The sequence below is a fragment of the Scytonema sp. UIC 10036 genome (assembly GCF_009725235.1).
In genome coordinates this window covers 1-19,957 of record NZ_WJFC01000089.1, presented here as the reverse complement: position 1 = coordinate 19,957, position 19,957 = coordinate 1, and the positions used below count along the sequence as shown (strand labels likewise).

At 42.3% G+C, this 19,957-nt stretch carries 15 protein-coding genes; 8 read left to right on the top strand and 7 right to left on the bottom strand.

All coding sequences use genetic code 11. The annotated features are described in order from the left end of the window. Nucleotides 1-69: 69 nt before the first annotated feature. A complete protein-coding gene (locus tag F7734_RS33065; protein ID WP_155748782.1) occupies nucleotides 70-1,341 on the bottom strand; it encodes a GAF domain-containing sensor histidine kinase in 1,272 nt (423 codons plus the stop codon). 280 nt (nucleotides 1,342-1,621) lie between these two features. Between F7734_RS33065 and F7734_RS33060 the strand changes: the two genes are divergently transcribed. Beyond that, entirely contained in the window at nucleotides 1,622-1,930 is a 309-nt protein-coding gene (locus tag F7734_RS33060; RefSeq protein ID WP_155748781.1) for a hypothetical protein, read from the top strand. Nucleotides 1,931-2,247: 317 nt separating this feature from the next. Here F7734_RS33060 and F7734_RS33055 read toward each other — a convergent pair whose 3' ends face one another. Next, a complete protein-coding gene (locus F7734_RS33055; protein ID WP_155748780.1) occupies nucleotides 2,248-3,825 on the bottom strand; it encodes a sodium:proton antiporter in 1,578 nt (525 codons plus the stop codon). Nucleotides 3,826-4,023: 198 nt separating this feature from the next. Here F7734_RS33055 and F7734_RS33050 point away from each other — a divergent pair, with 198 nt between their 5' ends. Beyond that, nucleotides 4,024-5,019, top strand: coding sequence for a DUF389 domain-containing protein (locus F7734_RS33050; protein ID WP_155748779.1), 996 nt, complete (start codon nucleotides 4,024-4,026; stop codon nucleotides 5,017-5,019). A 774-nt stretch (nucleotides 5,020-5,793) separates the two neighbouring features. Here F7734_RS33050 and F7734_RS33045 read toward each other — a convergent pair. Continuing rightward, nucleotides 5,794-5,982 (bottom strand): helix-turn-helix domain-containing protein, encoded by a 189-nt coding sequence (locus F7734_RS33045; RefSeq protein ID WP_155748778.1) that lies wholly within the window; start codon nucleotides 5,980-5,982, stop codon nucleotides 5,794-5,796. Nucleotides 5,983-6,364: 382 nt separating this feature from the next. Between F7734_RS33045 and F7734_RS33040 the strand changes: the two genes are divergently transcribed. From F7734_RS33040 to F7734_RS33025, 4 genes are all read left to right on the top strand, one after another. Then, nucleotides 6,365-6,727, top strand: a complete 363-nt coding sequence (locus F7734_RS33040; protein ID WP_155748777.1) for a four-helix bundle copper-binding protein — start codon at nucleotides 6,365-6,367, stop codon at nucleotides 6,725-6,727. Between the two features lie 319 nt (nucleotides 6,728-7,046). Further along, nucleotides 7,047-7,829, top strand: coding sequence for an SDR family oxidoreductase (locus tag F7734_RS33035; RefSeq protein WP_155748776.1), 783 nt, complete (start codon nucleotides 7,047-7,049; stop codon nucleotides 7,827-7,829). Between the two features lie 739 nt (nucleotides 7,830-8,568). After that, on the top strand, nucleotides 8,569-9,330 hold the full coding sequence (locus F7734_RS33030) for a Crp/Fnr family transcriptional regulator (RefSeq protein WP_155748775.1): 762 nt from the start codon (nucleotides 8,569-8,571) through the stop codon (nucleotides 9,328-9,330). Nucleotides 9,331-9,510: 180 nt separating this feature from the next. Beyond that, entirely contained in the window at nucleotides 9,511-10,167 is a 657-nt protein-coding gene (locus F7734_RS33025; RefSeq protein WP_155748774.1) for a chemotaxis protein CheB, read from the top strand. 119 nt (nucleotides 10,168-10,286) lie between these two features. On the opposite strand, the gene F7734_RS33020 is transcribed toward F7734_RS33025, so the two are convergent. After that, nucleotides 10,287-13,433 (bottom strand): MFS transporter, encoded by a 3,147-nt coding sequence (locus tag F7734_RS33020; RefSeq protein ID WP_155748773.1) that lies wholly within the window; start codon nucleotides 13,431-13,433, stop codon nucleotides 10,287-10,289. An 857-nt stretch (nucleotides 13,434-14,290) separates the two neighbouring features. Continuing rightward, the gene (locus F7734_RS33015) at nucleotides 14,291-15,556 is read right to left on the bottom strand and encodes an HhoA/HhoB/HtrA family serine endopeptidase (protein WP_155748772.1); all 1,266 of its coding nucleotides are present in this window, start codon (nucleotides 15,554-15,556) and stop codon (nucleotides 14,291-14,293) included. A gap of 302 nt (nucleotides 15,557-15,858) precedes the next feature. On the opposite strand from F7734_RS33015, the gene F7734_RS33010 reads away from it, so the two are divergent. Both F7734_RS33010 and F7734_RS33000 read left to right on the top strand, forming a co-directional pair. After that, the gene (locus tag F7734_RS33010) at nucleotides 15,859-16,176 is read left to right on the top strand and encodes an amidohydrolase family protein (RefSeq protein WP_155748771.1); all 318 of its coding nucleotides are present in this window, start codon (nucleotides 15,859-15,861) and stop codon (nucleotides 16,174-16,176) included. Between the two features lie 893 nt (nucleotides 16,177-17,069). Then, nucleotides 17,070-17,561: a hypothetical protein gene (locus F7734_RS33000; RefSeq protein ID WP_155748769.1), complete on the top strand. Its 492-nt coding sequence runs from the start codon at nucleotides 17,070-17,072 to the stop codon at nucleotides 17,559-17,561. A gap of 266 nt (nucleotides 17,562-17,827) precedes the next feature. Here the strand turns inward: F7734_RS33000 and F7734_RS32995 are convergent, their stop codons facing one another. Continuing rightward, the gene (locus F7734_RS32995; protein ID WP_155748768.1) at nucleotides 17,828-19,093 is read right to left on the bottom strand and encodes a M20 family metallopeptidase; all 1,266 of its coding nucleotides are present in this window, start codon (nucleotides 19,091-19,093) and stop codon (nucleotides 17,828-17,830) included. Beyond that, the gene (gene bioD / locus F7734_RS32990; protein ID WP_155748767.1) at nucleotides 19,090-19,812 is read right to left on the bottom strand and encodes a dethiobiotin synthase; all 723 of its coding nucleotides are present in this window, start codon (nucleotides 19,810-19,812) and stop codon (nucleotides 19,090-19,092) included. The genes F7734_RS32995 and bioD overlap by 4 nt, the downstream gene beginning before the upstream one ends. Between the last annotated feature and the right edge of the window lie 145 nt (nucleotides 19,813-19,957).

Below are 19,957 nucleotides of genomic sequence, written 5' to 3'. Positions count from 1 at the left end.
GAAATTGCAACTTTTGTCGGAATACTAATTTGCTTTATAGGTAAAATATGAAATTTTTTCATGAAAATTCTAAAAGCTTTGAAGATGAGTTATAGGTAATTGCACACTTACTGTAGTACCTGTTGTATCAGAGTGAATAAATAATTCTCCACCATGAGCATTAACGATGCGTTTAGTGATAGCCAGCCCTAGCCCAGTACCACTAGATTTTGTAGAGAAGAATGGCTGAGTTAGTTTTGATAAAACTTCTGGGGGAATTGGTTGACCACCATTGCAAACATTGATGCAAACTTGCTCTGGATTTGAAATGTCTACTTCCCATTTAATGGGATCTCCTGGGGAAACTGCTTCACAGGCATTACGGACAATATTAATAAAAACTTGTTTGAGTTTATCTTTGTCTCCCAAAATTTTGACAGGAACTGACACAGGCATAAATTCAATTTTTCGTGAAACGGCTTCTGGCATCTCGCTCATGTAATTTAGCAACTCACAAATGAATTGATCTACATCCAATTCACACAGTTGCAACACCTGGGGTTTGGCATAAAACAAAATTTCACTCAGCAGATTTTCTAATCGATTGGCTTCGCCGCTCGCTAATGATAATCGCTCTTGTGCGGCTTCAGTTAAAACAGTTTTTTGGAAATACTTCAATCCCATAATTATTGTAGTCAATGGGTTACGAATTTCATGCACAATCATTGCCGCAAATTCACCAATGGCTGCTAGTCGTTCCTGTTCTACAAGCTTGGCTTGTACTGCCCGTAATTCTAATGTGCGTTTTTGTACCTCAGCCTCTAGAATATAATTAAATTGACATTGTTGCTTGTACAAATGATAATTATCGATTGCTGTAGCGGCACGTTCAGCAAATAGTTCACCTAACTGAATTTCTTCCTGGCTAAACTCTCGTGGTTGCTGGTGAAAAGAGCAGATCGTACCAATTACTTCGCCTTCGGCAGTCCGCAATGGGATACCTAAATAAGCGCAATAACCTTCTGGAGCTTTGCCATACTCTGGGTGTTCGTTTGCATCTTCCACTACTAAAGAGCGACCAGTTTTTACAACAGTATTTGTTAATAAACCATGCAGTGAATAAACGTGTTCGCCCTTGCCCATATCAATGCTACTGGCTAGAACCCTTTCAAATCCTTCTTGACACAATGTTACTACTGACCAATCTACATTCAGTAACTCACTGACTCCACAAGCAACATTATGTAGATAGCTGTTTAGCTTCCCAGTTCGATAGTTCAAAGAAGATAACAGTGCGATCGCTCGTCGCTCGCGTTGCCACATTTGATTTTGTAAAGTTTTATTATCAATGGCTTGTATCATAAACAAGATTTTTTTTAAGATGAAATACTAATTGTTAATTTTTGCTGATAAATGTCTAATAATTTTGTCAACAGACTATCAGGTTTATAGATGCAATTTCTTAGATATTTATAATTTTTTAACTAATTATTCAATCAATAATTAGGTTAAAGCTTAAGTTAAAAGTGAGTTTCAGTAAGTTTGCATAATACAACCAGCTGCCGCTATCGTCACTCCCAAGCCAGTAAGATGCAATGGCTGTTGAGGGATCGCTTACCTATGAATCTGGGAGGAAACGACCATGACAGTTAATTATCAAGGAATAATCATGGATAACGAACATGAGAATACTGTCCTTCTCCATAACTTGGCAACTAAGATTTTAAACAAACGCTTAGAAGTTCAACAAGATAACAGTTTGTTAGTTGCAGTTAGTGGGATTGATGGCTCTGGTAAGGGTTATATTACAGAGAAACTTATAGCTGAGGTTAATAATCAAGGTGTTTTCGCGATCGCTATCAATATAGATCCTTGGTTGACGCTTCCTGAAATTCGATTTAATCCAGAAAATCCTGTTGAGCAAGCTAAAAATGGATTCAAATGTTTTTGACGCAGACAAAAAGTAAACCCACTAGTACTCGCTAGTGGGGTTAGAGCATCATTATTTTCTAACCTGATTATGACAGAAATTCATTGTATTGGAGTAATTTATTTTTTCTTAATTTTTTTAAAACCTGACTTGCCAGCAGATAAAATCACCATTTTCTGTATCAGAAACGAGAATTATAATATTATGACGTGAAACAATAATGGAAAAATCATGAAACGTTTCTCATGATTTTTCCATCAAGACAGTTTTGAAGAATTTTAATATAAATAAATCCCCTAAATTTTTTCTGGGGAGAGATTTAACATGATGCAGGAACATCAGTTCTCAATTGGCGGTTGTTGAGTATCATGAGCCTCATGGAGAAACGGTGAAAGTTCGCGATTTAACCAACCCGAACGCACAAATTCAGCATACGTGTTTGCTTCTACCGCTAACAGTTCCATTTTTAGTTGCTCGTTAGTGAAGCTTTGTAAATTGGGGTATTCATTGTGTAAAGAGTCAATTTCTGCTTCCAAGTGCTTAATTTCTTCTTTAACCAAAGTTTCTTGATAGCGGTAAAACTCCGGTTCAATTCCCGGTCGGTCATTAACTTGAGCTAGATACTGGAGTACGCGATTAAGAGCAGTCTGACGGGAGATTAACTCCACATAGTGCTGACGCAAAGGTAAATCTCCCAAAAGATTTAATTTTTGCAACAAAGGTTTAGTCGTTAGACCTTGGAATAGCAGAGTAAACAACACGACTCCAAAAACTGTAGCAATAATTTTTTCTCGCTCTTGCACGAGCGTGGGTACACTCAATGCCAAAGCAATGGAGACAGAACCGCGCAAGCCACCCCACCATAGAACAGTCTGCTCTGGTAAGGGAATTTTTGATGCTTGTAAAATATTGCTCAACTTGCTAAGCAACAAGATTGCAATTGCCCGCATCAACATCATTGCTCCCAATGTCACGCCAATAATAGTTATGTTCTCCTCCAGACTCGCATACCGCACCTGATCCCCAATTAAGAGGAAGACAATCGAGTTGACAAAAAACGCTATAAACTCCCAAAATTCGGAAACAATTAACCGTGTACGCGGATTCATACCAATGCGAGAGCCAAAGTTGCCCAAAATTAAGCCTGTGGTGACAACTCCAATGACCCCAGATCCACCCAAATCTTCAACAATCAGGTAAGTTCCGTAAGCAGCAACCAAGGTTAGAGATTGTTCCACTAGTGGTAAATCAAAGCGTTGAGTCACATAAGAAATACCAAAACCAATTAATCCTCCCACTGCTACACCAATGCCGACAACTGCAAACAGCTGTACCAAAATAGGTTGAAGTCCCAATTCTGCATTTCCTAAAGGGAGTCCCACCAAAAAAGTAAAAGCAACCACCGCCATACCATCATTGAACAAGCTTTCCCCTTCCATGAGTGTTGTCAGTCGGTTGGGAACACCCAATTCTCGAAATAAAGCAGTCACTGATACTGGATCGGTAGCAGAGAGACTGGCACCGATGAGTAGAGCAGTACTTAATGAGAGTCCAGCGAATTGATTTAAACCTATTGCCACCCCCACAATTGAAATGACTACTCCAAGGACTGCATACAAACAAATGGGTAGCAAATCCCGCTTTAAGTCTGACCATTTTAAATTCCATGCTGCTTCAAACAATAAAGGCGGTAGAAAAATTAACAAAATCAATTCAGGGGAAAGATTCACCAGCCGGATATCGGCAAAAGCCAATCCCAACCCTACAATCACTAGCAGTAAGGTGTAAGGTATTTGACGAAACCAGCTAAAGATTTGCGGTAACGTTGCCACGCTCAAAGAAACCGCAAGTACTAAAAGAAACTGCGTTAAATTTGTTCTTAACACTTCTTCGCCCATTGTAGAGTCAGTTATCATAGGGAGATTTGAGGAAAAACTACTGTTTGCGATACGGCTTGTAGCCGTTAAGCTTCGCTTATCGTTCTTTTTCAGTTCAGATAATATTAACTACAGGTGAGGCTGTCATCATCCAAATTATATGTTGTAGAGGTTAATCATCTAAATTTATCTATAAGAGTGACCTGACAGCAAATTCTGCATTTGGAGAAAAACATCTTGGCAAATAACATTCGAGACCGTTTCAGAGATTGGAAACAGAAAGAAGTTGAGCCTGTCCAACTTGAACAGCTACAACGGTCATTGTTAGAGGAATCAACTTTAGATTTGTCTTACCTAACTTTGATAGTGAGTTCCTGTGCCATTGCCACCTTTGGTTTACTAGCCAACAGTGTTGCCGTCATCATTGGGGCGATGATTATTGCTCCTCTGATGCTACCAATCCGGGGGCTAGCCTTTGGTGCTTTGCAAGGTAACGTTATACTATTCCGCAAAGGAGCGATCGCCGTTGTAGTGGGAACACTGATAGCAATGGTTCTTGCCTGTTGTTTGGGTTGGATTGTCCGGATGCCCAGTTATGGTAGCGAGATACTAGCACGTTCTGAACCAACACTGTTAGATTTAGGTATAGCTGTGGCAGCTGGCAGTATTAGTGGCTACGCGAAGGTTCAACCAAAAATTTCTGGTAGTTTGGCGGGAACAGCCATTGCCGTTGCCCTGATGCCACCAGTTTGCGTAATTGGGTTGGGAATAGCGCAGGCTAACTGGTCTCTCAGTTTGGGAGCTACGTTGCTCTATCTTACCAACCTCTTGGGCATAGCTTTATCTTGTATGGTAACCTTTCTAGTAGCAGGTTACACTTCGTTCGTACAGGCAAGAAAACCCCTGATGTGGGCTTTAGCTTTGACTGCAGTTCTGGTGGTTCCCCTGGGTGTGAGCTTTGCCCGTCTTGTGCGACAAGCACAATTAGAAAGTAGCGTTCGACGAGCGCTATTGAATAAAACTGTTACATTTCAGCGATTGCAGTTGCTTGGCAGTAATACTAACTGGCTAACCAATCCCCCCCAGGTACGTCTGAGCGTGCGAGCTAAAAACCCAGTCACTCCTCGACAAGTACAGTTGTTAGAAGAATTTATTGAGCGTGAGATGGGACAACCCTTTACCTTAATCTTTGAAGTTGGTCAAGTGGAAGAAGTGCGACGTTCTACTAGATAGCGGAAACTTGGAGTATCTCGGAGTCAATCGCAGTCAATCGTTCTCATCAAAGTTTCCAAGTATTTACTCCGATACAAAACTTTATCTAGCTATGAGTTGTTGGTTAGAAAAGATGTATTACAAAACACATACAAGCTTTGAGTCAAGCTTTTAGGTTATGCCTCCAGTATGAGGTGAAGCCAGTGATATCATGTCCGCTTATATACCCTAAATAAAACTCACGCAAAGACGAGGCAGCGCGTTGCTCTGGTTACCACCAGTTGAAGCGCCTGCCGTCGCAAGGGCGCTAAGAAATGAAGAAATTTTTATTATGGTTATGCTAACGGACATGATATGACTCCAACAGGAGTGGAGTTGTTGAAGAAAAAAGTGTTACCACTGCTTGGAACTTTTTAGCCTCAGTACTCAAACATTACGTTCGCATAAACAGATCTAAAGATACTTGCAGACACTGAGTAAGCACGATCGCAACCACTCTAATGCTGGGTTAGCGTGATGTCGCTCGTGCCACATCATTTTGAGAATGGATGGTGCAATTTCAATGGAATGGGAACCAACTTTATGGCAATTCGAGCCTTAGACAGTTTTTATGTACGATTACTCAATCTTGTCTATAATTCAAGCACGCACGATCGCAATTTTTTCCCACCTAATAGCATAGCTGCCCTCTGCCTTCGTACTTCTGCTTTAATCGCCATTTGTGAAAAAGTTTGCGCGTTTTTAGTCGTTGCATGGCATTTCGTAGCCAACTCTCTACTTTCAACTCTTTTAGCGCTAGAGTCTGTAATCAGACATAGAGCGTTGCCTGACTTGATAGTCTCTTAAGGCTCCCGTAGAAATTACAGTTCTCCTATTTCTTCTAAAAGAAGAAATTTGTCCTTTTTGCACAGCCACATATAAAGTACTCTGACTCACGCCTAAACGCCTTGCTGCCTCTGCCAGTGAAACACCTTGCTTCTGCATATACTGTTGCTTTCTCGGTCATTTAAATTAGACAACTATCTAATTTAATTAGAATGATTTCTTAAGAAAATTAAAAAAATGTAACGAATTTACGCCAAGATACGCCGTTGTTACTTGCTGCTTTATTGGAAGAACGGCGATTTCATCCTAGAAATCTTAAGTTGTCTTTTCCTCTAACTTATGAAGCATGAAAATTATCAAGCTGGTCTATCTATTGAAAGAATTTGTGTAAAGTTGAGATGTAAAATAAAATACAAGTGTAAATTAAGCATTTTCCAATCCCTTCAACAGAGGTAGATGATTGTCAAAAACCCCCTTGCGCTAGAGATGATGAACTGACTATCTCCCTAAGCTAAGGTAGCATCATTGGGAGATAAATACTATGACCCAAACTCAACTGCACCAAGTAAATCCACAGATGCAACTGTGTATCCAAGCTTGCCTGGATTGTCATAGCACCTGCTTAAATACCATCACCTACTGCCTTCAGGAAGGAGGACAACACGCAGCGGCAGCTCACATTGCCCTGATGCTAGATTGTGCCGAAATCTGTCAGACTAGTGCCAACTTTATGCTGCGAGGCTCGGCATTACATATGCGGACGTGTGGTGTCTGTGCAGAAGTATGCGATATATGTGCAATGGACTGCCAGCGTTTTGCAGATGATGCTCAGATGCAAGCCTGTGTTGAAATGTGCCGTCGTTGTGCAGAGTCTTGTCGGCAAATGGCGATGGTGAAGGCATAATATAAGCTTGTAAAGTCAAGGAAAAACTGAATTATGGCAACCACTGTGCCGATGTTCTAATTGACACACTTGTTGGCTGGAGCTATTCTCGCGCCTAGCGCCCTCTGTTTCTGGCACTCGCTAATGCATTTTTAATAACCTAGGCACCTTTCAATAAACACGTTAATCAGGTGAGAAAACAATATGAGACTGAATCTCGTTTTATTATGGGTAACATTATCGTTCGTGGTTGTGGGGGCGATCGTGCTATTTCTCCAACCCTCAATTGATTTTCATTAAATTTACATCAAAACTTCATTGTGACTCTAGGTTTTTCATCATGAATAACAAAAAACTTGCGAATGAAATTGCTATCGTTACAGGCTCAGATTCAGGAATTGGTCAAGCAACTGCCATCGCCTTTGCACGAGAGGGTGCAGACGTTGCTGTGACTTATCTTGAAGATCGCCAAGGTGCCGAACATACTCAGCAACTCGTTGAAGAAGCAGGTCAGAAGGCGCTAGTTGTTCAACTTGACCAAAGCAAACTGGAGAATGTAGAGCATTTGTTCAAAGAAGTTCAAGACAAGCTAGGAACACCTACGATTCTCGTAAATAACGCAAGTATTGACTCGGCTGGTGTACCTGTTAAGGATATATCTTACGAGCGTTGGGATCGAGCAATCAAGACTAACGTTTATGGACCCTTTTTCTGTTGCCAGCAGTTCATCCGGGGATTAGAAGGTTCTGATAAGCGCGGCGTAATTATTAACATCACTAGCGTTCATCAAGAGATTCCTCGTGCAGGAGCAGCAGATTACGATGTTGCCAAAGGAGGGCTTCGCAATTTGACGAGAACTCTTGCCTTGGAACTTGCAGAGAAACAGATCAATGTGAATAATATTGCTCCAGGAATGGTTTTAACACCTTTTAATCAATCAGCAAAGGACGACCCGGAAGTTTGGAAAAAGCAAGTGCAGTCCATCCCGATGAAACGAGCTGCCGAACCACAAGAAATTGCTCACACTGCTGTGTTTCTAGCATCCAAGGATGGGCGCTATATTCATGGTACGACTCTATTTGTTGATGGGGGACTCATGCAAAACCTGGGTCAGGGGGCCTGAGTTTTGTAAATATAGTCGCGAAGGCTCTTGTAGAGGAACGATATTCTTTAACTGACTAATGGAAGTCCCTTACAAAGAAAGGCACGAGGCATACTGCGGAGTGCAGCTATGCTTTGTGTCTCCTGTCCTCTGAAATACTAACTTGTAAGCTGCAAATACCCTATCTGTTGAAGGAATTATTTTCAGAGGGAATTCTTAACCGAGAACTTTCTGTTAAGAGTTCCCTTTTTTTTGTAAAGTTGGGATGTGTTATTAAATACGAACGGTATCCAGACTTTTTCCAACTCTTGGGGTATATCTGTAGAAAATGGCTAATTGCCTAACTGCTTGTGAAAACAACAAACAAAAAATTAGAAAAACGAGAATACAAATTTCCTAACCACCTCACTCCAAGTTTTTTGTATTTGTTATTACAGGCAGCTTTAACATAAGCTTGTTCCAAAAGCAGAGGAACCAGAGCAAATCATTATGTAAGATCGATGACATAAGGATGAGGTTTTAAACAATAGATTTCATAACCTCCGTAATGAAAAAACCTTTATTGTAGTGCTAACCCCTTAGCAGCCAGTCATTGCAGGCTTTTTAAAGTTATCAAGCAATTCTCAAAGAGCTATCGGCGGACTGCGCTATTGCAGCCCAGAAAATTCACGTTTGCGAGTCTTGAATGGGCAGGAAAAGTGTTTTCAGATGGTCGTTATTCTACACAAGAAATGAGGTAAATCAGAAGGTTGCTGCTGTTATGAGTGAAAATGCTTACATCAAAGGAGTTAAAAACCGGATTCTGGCTGCTCTGCCTCAGCAGGAGTACGAACGTCTGTTGCCCAAAATGGAAAAAGTCGTCCTGGAGTACAACCAGCCCCTCTTTGAACCAGATCAATGCATCAAGCACGTTTATTTTCCTTATAGTGGCGTAGTTTCTTTGCTCAACGTTATGGAAAACGGTGACACAGCTGAAGTGGGAATGGTGGGCTATGAAGGAATCGTCGGTCTCCCCGTCTTTTTGGATGCCGATAGCGTATCCAGTCTGGCAATAGTGCAAATCGAAGGCGAGGCCATGAAAATGAAGACGGAAGACTTTAGAGCGGAGGCGAATCGCCAGGGTCCGCTGCACCGTCTGCTCCAGCGCTACACGCAAGCACTGCTGATGCAAATCTCGCAATCGGCTGCCTGTAACCGCTTCCACTCAATGGAAGAGCGCTTCTGCCGTTGGATTCTGATGTCTCACGATCGGGTACGGTCAGACAAGTTTCCAATGACTCACGAGTTTATCTCTAAAATGCTAGGCGTGCGCCGCCCCTCGATCTCAGTGATTGCTGCTATGTTACAGAAAGCGGAACTGATTTCCTACAATCGTGGCAAGATGACAATCCTCGATCGAAAAGGGCTGGAAGCTGGTTCCTGTGAGTGTTATGGAATCCTTAAAAAGGATTTCGACCGCTTGATTGGCGGCAATATCGAGGCAAAGGCAAAGCAAGATCGGACAGGGCAAGGAGGGTTATAGTCGAGCGCTTTAAAAACACAAAAAGCGCCTAGCAATTATGTAAACTAACGTACATAATAAGATAACATATATATGTAAGCTACCTTACATAATAATATAAATCCTTATTTCCAGAGGCACGTTAGTATGCCACGGTTCGCCTTAGCGAGCTAAGGCGAACCGTGGCATATGAAAGCAAACATGACTAACAAACAAGAACACAGCGCTCTATTTCATTTGCCCAAAACAACCTACGATATAGTGGCATTGGCAGCGTCTTTAGGTGGGCTGAAGACCATAAGCCAGATCCTGTCTGCCTTACCATCGGACTTTCCGGCAGCCATCACCGTAGTGCAGCATCTGCACCGCTGGTCTCCCAGCCTAATGACCGAAATCCTGGGTCGTCGCACGTCCCTAGCTGTCAAGCAGGCTTCGTCGGGAGACCAGTTGCGCTCGGGAACAGTCTACATTGCTCCCCCTAACCAGCACTTGCTAGTTAATCCAGACGGTACCCTCTCACTCTCCATAGCGGAACAGGTAAACTTTGTGCGTCCCTCAGCCGATTTACTGTTCTCTTCAGTTGCGGTCAGTTTTAAAGAGCGAGCAATTGCCGTAGTCCTCACCGGCAGGGGTTGTGATGGTGCTAGGGGGGTGCAGGAAATTAGAAAAATGGGCGGCGTAGTACTTGCTCAAAATGAGTCTACTTGCGAGTGCTCCAGTATGCCCGGTTTCGCCATCGACACTGGGTGCGTAGATCTTGTCCTCCCGCCGAACAAGATTGCCTTTGCTTTAGAAACTCTAGTTATGATACCAGAAACTGATACTAGCTATGACAACAAAACTCCTTTGGTGGTATAAGTGAACTATGGCCACCGAGTTTGAATGTTGGGAAGTTGCTTAGGTTCTACTGTATAATTCTACGATAAAAAAGCCTCTCAATAGAGAGGCTAGATTTTCAAACGGAAATGGCAAAATCTTTAACCAACAAATAAGTTAAGACCATTAACTGCTAAAGCACCAGCTATTGCTGAAGCAACTAGAGAAACACTAGCCGTGTTAAATAGCCACCAAGCAGCGCCTGCAACAGCTTTTTTAGTTTCTATTGCTTGCTTTTTAGTTTGCTCTTTGATGTCAGCAAGGCGTTTGTTAACTTCCTGCTGGATGCGTTCGGCTTGGTGCAACACGTTATCTCTTGCCGCTTCAATGCGGTTGATAATCCGATCGGCATCCTCCTGGGAAATATCTTCACGAGAACTGAGGATGGCGACTAGAGTATCACGATCGAACTGACTGAGGCGATCGCGCAACGCTTCAAATCCTGCTTGCGGTTCGTCAAACAATTTAGCAAAGTCTTGTTGGATACCTTCATAGTTGAGTTCGGGTCGATTGAGAGAGTTAAGATAGGTGCGAATTCTTGCAAAATTCCTGTCGATCGCTGCTTGTACCCTTTGCTGAAGCCTCTGATATTGTTCGGCAATTGAGTGACGTACAGATTCGATTTGATCTACAATCTGATTGGCTTCTTCTTCTGAAATATCCTCACGCTGAGACAGCAACGACACAATTGTAGAACGGTCGAATTTGGTGAGGCGATCGCCTAAAGTGCCAATTCCGGCGCGTGGATCTTGCAGCAAGAGTTGCAAATCCCGTTTGATACCTTCTGGGTTAAGTTCTTCTTTGTGAGTGTTCCGCAGGTAGTTTTCCAGATTGGCTTCAAAGTCCCGAGCTTGTGTAATAGCACGGCTTACCAAGCGTCGCGGTGCTCTCACAATACTACCAATCGCTTGTTGTACCTGGTCGATAATGCGATTGACTTCTTCTTCGCTTAAGTCTCCTCGTTGAGTCAGCAGTTTCACCAAAGTTTCTCGATCTACCTGTGAGAGGCGATCTCTCAGTGCCAAAGTACCCTCTTTCGGATTTTCCAGTAATTTTTCTAAATCTTGCTGGATACTTTCTGGGTTGAGTTCCTCAAGATGAGTACTGCGAAGATACTCTGCAATAGCTTTGGAAGTTTGCTCGTATTGTTCTTTTGCTCTATCAGCTAGTTCTTGCGGTGTTTGCAGGATGTTATCTCGTACTGCTGTGATAGAGTCAAGAACTTGGTTAATTTGCTCCTCACTCAAATCTTGACGCTGACTCAATAATTTGACTAACGTATCGCGATCGAACTGAGAGAGCCTTGCTCGTAAAGCATAGATTCCTGCTTGAGGGTCATCTAACAGCATTCTCAAATCGCGCTTAATACCTTCAGGATTTAGTTCGTCCTTACGAGTATTCCGTAGATAGTCTTCGACTCTTTGCCGCAGTTCATCAGCTTTGGCTCTTGCTTGTTCTTGCAATTCTCCGGCACGATTCAAGATATTATCGCGGATATGTTCGAGTTGACTAACAATATTATTAGCCTCCTCTTCACTGATATCTTGGCGTTGCTGAAGCAACTGCACCAAGGTATCGCGGTCAAATTGAGAAAAGCGCTGACTTAATTCATCAAAACCCGCTTCTGGATCTTCTAATAACTTTGTCAACTCCCGTTCAAGACCTTCAGGATTCAGTTCTTCTTTACCAGTAGAACGCAAATAAGTTTCAATGCGCGTGCGGAAGTCTTGCGATTTTTCACGTGTTTCCGCCTGCTGCACAATTTCTAAAACTTCCTGGCGAATACTTTCGAGTTGTTCGGCAATTTCCTTGACTCTCGCTTCACTGATATCATTCCGCCTTGTCAGTAAGTTAGCAAAAGACTCTTGGTTAAGTTGTTCTAACTCACGTCTGACTGTTCTGGGATCTGCATTTGGATCGTAGATGACTTCTTTGAATTCATCTTTAATAGTAATGCGGTTGAAATGCCAAGGAAAAGAATTCAGTATATAGTGTTCTACATCTGACTGAATTGTGTTATGGGGTAATCCTGGCAATCTTTCAGCTATTTGTTCAGTAGCCTTATCTCGAAGATGTTTCAATTGTGAAGTAATTTTCTCAACATCTACATCCTGAACTTTATCTTTCAACCCTTGCAGTTGATGGCTGATTTTGTCCACATCAATTTCAGAGAGGTCTACCCTGTTTAGGACTGCTGGCATAGCAGCAGTTAAACCATATTGAAGGACTTGCTTTATCACACCGTTACTTTGCGTGCCATTACCTCCTCCGACTGCAACCAATTCCTGAAGCCGTTCACCTAAATTTTCTGATTTAAGTTCTTCGGGAGTGGCTTTTTGAAGCAAATTAATGACTTGCTCTGTTGGATTTTTGCGATTCACAACTTGATTCCAAGCTGCTTCAAGTTGGTCGGCAATTTGATTGATATCTGCTTGAGAAAAATCTGTACGACTGCTGACTAAATCGACAAAAGTCTGACGATTAATATTTTGCAGCAAGTCGCTATCAGCGATAGATCGCAAATCAGTTTCGCGTAGAAGATTGTCAAATTGAGAACGAATTTCTTGGAGATCGAGCTTGGGTAATTGTAAAGAATTTAAAGAACTTTGGAGTGTATTTCGGATACTGTCAGGGTCAAAACCTGATGTTAATTCCCGACGGACTGCGGCTGTAATGTCTTCAGCAGTAGAAACCATCTGTCTTTTTGCAGCGTTAGGACCAATAGCGGTACCTGTTGCACTCATCAATCCTTGGAAACCAGAAGTAGCAATGCCGACAACAGAACCAAGCAAGGAACCGACTGCATTTGAACCCAGCCACATTAATATCGAGAAGTAAGTAGACCAGATAACTACACCAATAATTGCCCCAAGAAGCCCACTTTCGATGAAGCTAAGTTTCACTGCTAGAAAACAAGCACTAAACAATGCAATAGTTGCAGTTACTACCGCCCAGAGACCAACTTTGGTTTCTACTTTACGAATAGTACTCCCCAAATTTTCTGATTCATCACCAAAATCTAAATCAGTTCCTAAAGATGAAATTCCTACAGCTACAGAAAAGTTTGTTAATAGTAATTGGAAGGCAAATGCCATAAACACGCCTGCTAGGAATGCCACCAAAAACTTTGGTCCCGAAAAAGCCAGAGATGCTTCTTCTGGAATGACAACTGCTTGAGCCACATTCATAGGTGCTAATCCAAATAGAAAGGAACACCAGTTGCAACCCAAGTCTGCAATGGAAAACATAGTATTGCCCTCATTCTAGGTCAATTTCACATTTACATTTATTTTGTAAATGGCTGACTGATTTCACCCTAACTAATAGATATTGAACCGATTACTACCTTAGGTATAAAATACTTCTACCATAAGTCAGATATTAGGAAAATTCTTAACAAGAAGGCAACGGGGAACAGGGAACTCTTAACAGTGAGGAACGAACTGTTCCCTGGTTCCCTTCTAAGTAAAATCCGGGGGTCTAAGTCCCCCCACTATATTGAAATAATACATTTCAATGAGTGGTGCGCGTTGGTGGGGGTTTAAAGCCCCCACCATACTCATCCGGTGTTCCCCGTTCCCCGTTCCCTGTTCCCTTTTACTTTTTTTAATAATTTTGTATGTGCTTATACTAAAAACATACTCTTTCATTAGCGAGCGTTTTGCAGACAAAGCTGCAAACAAAGCCGAGCCTCAGTTCAGGAAGACTGTGCCTGATACTGCATCCCCTGCTGAGGATTTGAATCAAGCAATTAAGCACACGATTCTTAAAGACGTTGGCGAGACGCTTGAACGTAAATAGTGCTCAGTTATTACCGATCTATCCTCTTATACCAAAAACAGTTTAGAATCTAACTTTCCAAAAGTTGTCAAAAACTCTTAGGGGCGCAAGGCAAGAGCTCCCCTACAAATGCACCAAACCATTTCGAGAAAGAACAGTTGTTAGCCGTTTACAGTATAATAGCCGCGAAAGTATAGCTCTTTTTGCAAAATGATTTTAGAGGTTTAGAAATGAAGAATACCTGGTCGCTAATTAAACAGGCGTTGAGTTTGCAATGAGTGACAGGTTTGCCAGTTCTTCCCCGTATTACGCAAAATTGAGATCTTCACCGAGTTTGAATGTTGGGAAGTTGTTCGGGCTCGACTGTTAATGCCACGATTTGCCCATTTCGCCGAATGTCCATTTGCAAATTACCACCGACACCAACTTTATCTAAGAGCCGCTGAACGATGTTTGCTTTTGTCACTGGTTGGTTATTGATTGCTGAAATCACATCACCCGGTCTCAGTCCTGCTTTTGCTGCAGGGGAGCCTCTTCCAACTTCGACAACCAAAATTCCTCGGTCGTCTTCAACCTGAATCTTGCTGTTGGGAGCGTTGTTAATTTGCTGCTTGACTTGCGGGTTGAGAGTGACCATTTGGATGCCAATATAAGGATGTTCAACTTTCCCCGTAGTAATTAGCTGCTGGGCGATTGCTGTTGCTGTATTGATAGGAATAGCAAAGCCAAGCCCCTGTGCTCCCCTCAGGATAGCGGTATTGATGCCAATGACTTCACCTAAAGCATTTAACAGTGGTCCACCTGAATTGCCTGGATTGATTGCGGCATCAGTTTGAATAAAGCCAACACGCTTATCTGGTATACCAATATCTACGCTAGAGCGCTCAGTTCCACTAATCACACCAACCGTAACGGTTTCTTGTAAACCGAGGGGGTTGCCAATAGCAATTGTCCATTGTCCCTGTCGGACTCGATCCGAATCACCTATGACAACAGTCGGTAAATTATTCTCTGCTTGTACCTGAATGACAGCCACATCAGTCACTGGGTCTTTTCCTAAAACTTTACCTGCCAAGATGCGACCATCTTGAAAGGAAACGGTTACCGTATCTGCTTCATCCACAACATGTGCATTCGTCAAAATCAGACCTGTAGGGTCAATCACAAAACCGGAGCCAATTCCCCGCAAAATTTGTGCAGAAGGCGGAACTGCCCTCGCACCACCTAGAAACGGTTTGAGGACATCAGGCACATCCCCTCCCAAAGTTCGGGAGACATTCACCTGAACGACAGCAGACTCTACTTTTTCTACAGCTTCTGTCACAAAATTAGATTCTGGGTCAACCTGGGCAACAAGAGTGCTGCCAACACTAGCCAAACCCTCATAGGCATAAGCAGGGCTTAACCAACCACTGAACAATACGATACCAATGCTCAATAACAGAATGAGTATACAACTCAGTAACTTCTGCAACAAGCGCTTAAGATCTGTCAGTTGAATCTCCTTTGTTTTCTGCAAATAGGGGTGAGTGAAGTAAAAGTTTGTCCAATCGCGAACTGACTCCTCAGCGCCTGCGCTATTGTCGTACATAGTCTTTATTCCTTTATTGTTTGACCGCACTCTTAATATTTCAAGCCAATGTTTCTCAACTCATCTTAAAAAAGTAAAAGCTCTCACTCCTCTAGCCAACGGGACGTGATTTCTTATAAACAGATGTCCCTAATGGATGAATTTGTATTACATTTAATTGTAAACGTGGATACAGATGATACCAGCGATCGCCGATTCTGAAAAATGAAAACTATATGAGGCTTTGAGGAATCATCGCAGACGCCTCTACAAAAATTCATGCAATATTCTCAGGGGGAACTGTTCCTTACATTGCAGGACGATTGGCAGTCGCAGCAGAATTGATGCCCCATTTACAAGAGAAAGCACCGCAGGGAGCCATTACTTACCTGAAGCGATTGTATTACGACACGGCGATTTCAACTGCTCCCTATGCGTTGCGATGCCCTCTTAAGTGGGTATCGCTGACAACACTGGTTGAGCCATCCCAAATCCTGTTTGGAACAGATTATCCTTATCTACCTGAAAACTTAATTGCCAACGAAGTGAATGATTTAGTGACAAATTGCGATCTGAGTGCTGAAGCGCTCGCGGCGATCGAGCATCACAATGCACGTCGTCTATTTCCTCGATTCGTTTAAATCAACTGTAACTTTCTTGCCGATTGCTCAATTGCGTTCCAACAGTTTCACGGTCTACCATGCGAGTGAGATCGTCTCCCAATTGGCTCTCGCTGCATCACCGTTCCATCGGCATAATGCCAATAGTCTCGTTGCGGAGAGAAATTGTTTAATATCATATTGCCCTAATTAATAATAGCTGTCCCTACCGCTTTTGTGTCAAACACTCCTCAATCGGCCATCCAAACTGCTCCCACATAACAGTAATATAGCAATCCTATTTGAGATCCAAACAAGGGAGACAAGGAAGACAAGGAGGACAAGGAAGACAAGGAAGAGGTGTTTGTAAATCATTTAAGACTGCTATAGTTGCTATTATTTGTAACGTCTGTCTAAAGAAAGGCTGGAAAATTAAATTAGCTTGTGATTATGATTACAAACTTTCGCATCAGATCGCCGATTCTCTGAAAAAAGGTTTATCCTGCAACTACTCTCTTCCCTATGTAAGTCTTGTTGCTGGTTTTTTATTTGATTTACGCTAGCGCTGTATTGGTGCTTACACAAAAACTTAATAAAATATCTATCTAATTGTCGTATGACATTTACTGTCACTAAGTGAAACTAAAAAAATGGGACAATAACATATGATTTATTAGACCAACCCTGCTTTATAACTTATAAATATCATTGCAGGGAATTTTTCTTTGTCAGATTCTCCAAGTTTAATGCTTCGATCTAAAAATCTTAAGTTTGCTAGTGACGCTTAATACACAATTCCTTAATCTTGCATACCCTTGATGACAAATTTAGAAAAAACTACAAAAATGTTTTGATAATAAGTCTTCTGAAACTCATTCAGAGAATGATGACCGGGTGCTATATTTTCATCGTGACGACATCAGAGGTACCATTTTATGAAATTCCTTGTTGATGCAAAACAGGTAGAAGCAAATGTACTAGCTTTAGAAGCTTACATTCTTATCAAGAATGGCAGATTTAAAGATTTTTTTGGTTGCCTAAAGTTTTTTAGAAACGGCATTCAAAAAATTTCAGAAGATATTGAACAAGACAACAAAGATAGCGGCAAAGAATATGTGGACAATCCTCTATCTCTTGCATTAGAAGATCAAACAAGAAACTTGTTTACTAATTGCTTCTACCTTTTGCAAGATTTCCCTGAGAGTGGTACATGGTTCCTAAACGGCAAAAAAGATGAAGAAAACGGAAAGACTTTAGAGCGATTGAAGTACCTTTTATTTAAGCTTGTGGAAACAGATAACTCCCAAATCAATAAAATCATTTTTGATGGACTAACAAAAGCTTGTGGTTTGCGGTTAAAGCAATTAAACATCAGTTCAAGCTATTTGTTCAGGAATTCCCCCGTCCTCTTGCACCACAAGCGCTGAAGTTTCAGATCGATAAATTTCATACTCGGTGATTTTGGCTCGCTTAATTTCTGATAATTCTTCCGGCGTAAAATAGTGATGAAAGAGCGATAATGAGTCAAAAATGTGGCATAGTGGAGGCTCCGCCTCCAAAGACAGCATTCTCAGGCGGAGCCACCGGAGCGAGGTGGGGGTCAAACCCACCATTCGCTAACAGCATCCGCAGAACTTGTCGGGGATCTTGCAGATCCTCACGATTAATGCGATGAACTATTCTTCGCCATTGCTTATGGAAGACTCAAGAATTTTTCCACACAACGGACAAAAATTTCCACTCCCATCAATAATGCAGTTTCATCAAAATCAAACCGGGGATGGTGATGGGGATATGCCAAACCCTTTTCAGGATTTGCAGAACCCAAGAAGAAATAGCACCCAGGAACTTCTCTCAAGAAGAAAGACATATCTTCGCCGCCCATAGTTTGGCATTCTGGGACAATACCTGCAGGGGTTTCTATAACTTGTTCCGCAACCGATCGCACAAATTCCGCCATCCCAGCATCATTAATAGTTGGGGGATAATGTGGGTAGTATTCAAAGTCATAACTTGCCCCATGACTTTGACAAATACCCGCAATAATTTGCTCAATACGTTGTTTAAAGAAACCCTCAAATGCCGGATTAAAATACCTAACAGTGCCACTCATTTTCGCTGTATCAGCTATCACGTTCCACTTGGTTCCAGCATGAAGCTCACCCACTGTCACCACTGCGGAATCAATAGGATTGACATTGCGAGCAACTATAGTTTGTAAGGCATTGACAATTTGGGCAGCAACGACAACTGAATCTACGGTTTGATGGGGCATAGCACCATGTCCGCCCTTACCCAAAATAGTACATTGAAAGATTTCTGTTGCTGCCATCAATGCACCAGCCCGAACCCCCACAGTTCCCAAAGGCAAGTTATTCCACAAGTGTAAACCGATAATCGCATCCACATTAGGGTTTTTCAGAACCCCTGCGTCTATCATCGGTTTTGCACCTCCTGGTGATTCTTCAGCAGGCTGGAATATCATTTTAACAGTACCAGCAAAAGATTCTCTATGCTTGTGGAGATAATAAGCTGTACCCAAGGCAATGGTTGTATGCCCATCATGCCCGCAGGCATGCATAATTCCATCATGCTGGGAACGGTATGGCACTTCATTGAGTTCTTGAATGGGTAAGGCATCCATATCCGCTCGAATTGCCAGAACTTTGGGGATTGGCGATTGGGAAGATTTATCCCCGATCCCCAGTCCCTTGTCCCCAGTCCCTTGTCCCTCAATAATCGCAACAATGCCAGTTTGAGCAATACCAGTTTGATGCTCGATCCCCCATTCCTGCAACTTTTGGACGATGAACTCATTCGTCAGTTTTTCTTGAAAACCCAGTTCTGGCTTTTGGTGTAAATGTCGCCGCCACTCAACCAGTTGGGGTTGCAGGGAACGAATCGACAAGCGAACGCGAGATAAATCAACAGAGGTGGAGTTTGGGAGTGTAGAAATCATTGTTCAGATTTTTTGAGTTGAAAATTCATCATTATCTCTAAATCTAAATCTGATGCTAGCTGTGCCAGCTTATCCAGATCCGCCAACTTATCTACATTATCTACATATGGCAAACAACCTAAAACAGGTGTGTTTGTCAGCGATTGAATCAAGTCTACAGGTGTCAAGTCAGCAATTTCTGCTTCCGTTTGGGGTTGAACGCAGTTGAGAACAATTCCTTTGAGATTGATGTGTGAAAGTTTTGCCAATGCCACGTTTGCAACTGCTTGCGCGATCGCACCCAATCTCACGGGCACTACCAATATTGTAGGTATTCGCCAATCACCAGCTAAATCAGCTACCGTCAGTTCATCAGTAACAGGTGTACCCAATCCTCCAACACCTTCAACCAAAAGGAACTCTCGACGCTGTTGCAAAGCTGTAAAAGCTTGCCACACAGTTGCTAAATCCACTGTTCGATGTTCTTTAGCTGCAGCAATGGGGGGAGCAAGAGGTGCTTTAAAGTACAAAGGTGTAATCACCTCAGGAGATTGCTCCAAAGAAAACACTTTTTGATACCACTCGCGATCGCCCTCTCCCGACTGCATAAGTTTCATAATTCCCAAACTGCGGTGAGAGCAATATTTTTGCCAATAAGCCGCTAAAGCCGTTGTCAAAACAGTTTTACCAGCATTTGTGTCAGTTCCTGCAATCAGTAGTGCGTTTAATAGCTGTGTCATTGGTCATTTGTCATTGGTCATTTGTCATTTTGTCATTTGTCATTTGTCATTTGTCATTTTGTCATTGGTGATTCTTCCTTATCCCCCTTGTCTCCCTTGTCCCCCTTGTCTACCTTGTCTACCTTGTCACACTTGACACCAAAAC

Bases quoted from the DNA above. Each gene is read 5' to 3' on its own strand.
- F7734_RS33065 (WP_155748782.1), bottom strand. From the start codon at position 1,341: ATGATACAAGCCATTGATAATAAAACTTTACAAAATCAAATGTGGCAA.
- F7734_RS33060 (WP_155748781.1), top strand. From the start codon at position 1,622: ATGACAGTTAATTATCAAGGAATAATCATGGATAACGAACATGAGAAT.
- F7734_RS33055 (WP_155748780.1), bottom strand. From the start codon at position 3,825: ATGATAACTGACTCTACAATGGGCGAAGAAGTGTTAAGAACAAATTTA.
- F7734_RS33045 (WP_155748778.1), bottom strand. From the start codon at position 5,982: ATGCAGAAGCAAGGTGTTTCACTGGCAGAGGCAGCAAGGCGTTTAGGC.
- F7734_RS33040 (WP_155748777.1), top strand. From the start codon at position 6,365: ATGACCCAAACTCAACTGCACCAAGTAAATCCACAGATGCAACTGTGT.
- F7734_RS33035 (WP_155748776.1), top strand. From the start codon at position 7,047: ATGAATAACAAAAAACTTGCGAATGAAATTGCTATCGTTACAGGCTCA.
- F7734_RS33030 (WP_155748775.1), top strand. From the start codon at position 8,569: ATGAGTGAAAATGCTTACATCAAAGGAGTTAAAAACCGGATTCTGGCT.
- F7734_RS33025 (WP_155748774.1), top strand. From the start codon at position 9,511: ATGACTAACAAACAAGAACACAGCGCTCTATTTCATTTGCCCAAAACA.
- F7734_RS33020 (WP_155748773.1), bottom strand. From the start codon at position 13,433: ATGTTTTCCATTGCAGACTTGGGTTGCAACTGGTGTTCCTTTCTATTT.
- F7734_RS33015 (WP_155748772.1), bottom strand. From the start codon at position 15,556: ATGTACGACAATAGCGCAGGCGCTGAGGAGTCAGTTCGCGATTGGACA.
- F7734_RS33000 (WP_155748769.1), top strand. From the start codon at position 17,070: ATGAAATTCCTTGTTGATGCAAAACAGGTAGAAGCAAATGTACTAGCT.
- F7734_RS32995 (WP_155748768.1), bottom strand. From the start codon at position 19,093: ATGATTTCTACACTCCCAAACTCCACCTCTGTTGATTTATCTCGCGTT.
- bioD (WP_155748767.1), bottom strand. From the start codon at position 19,812: ATGACACAGCTATTAAACGCACTACTGATTGCAGGAACTGACACAAAT.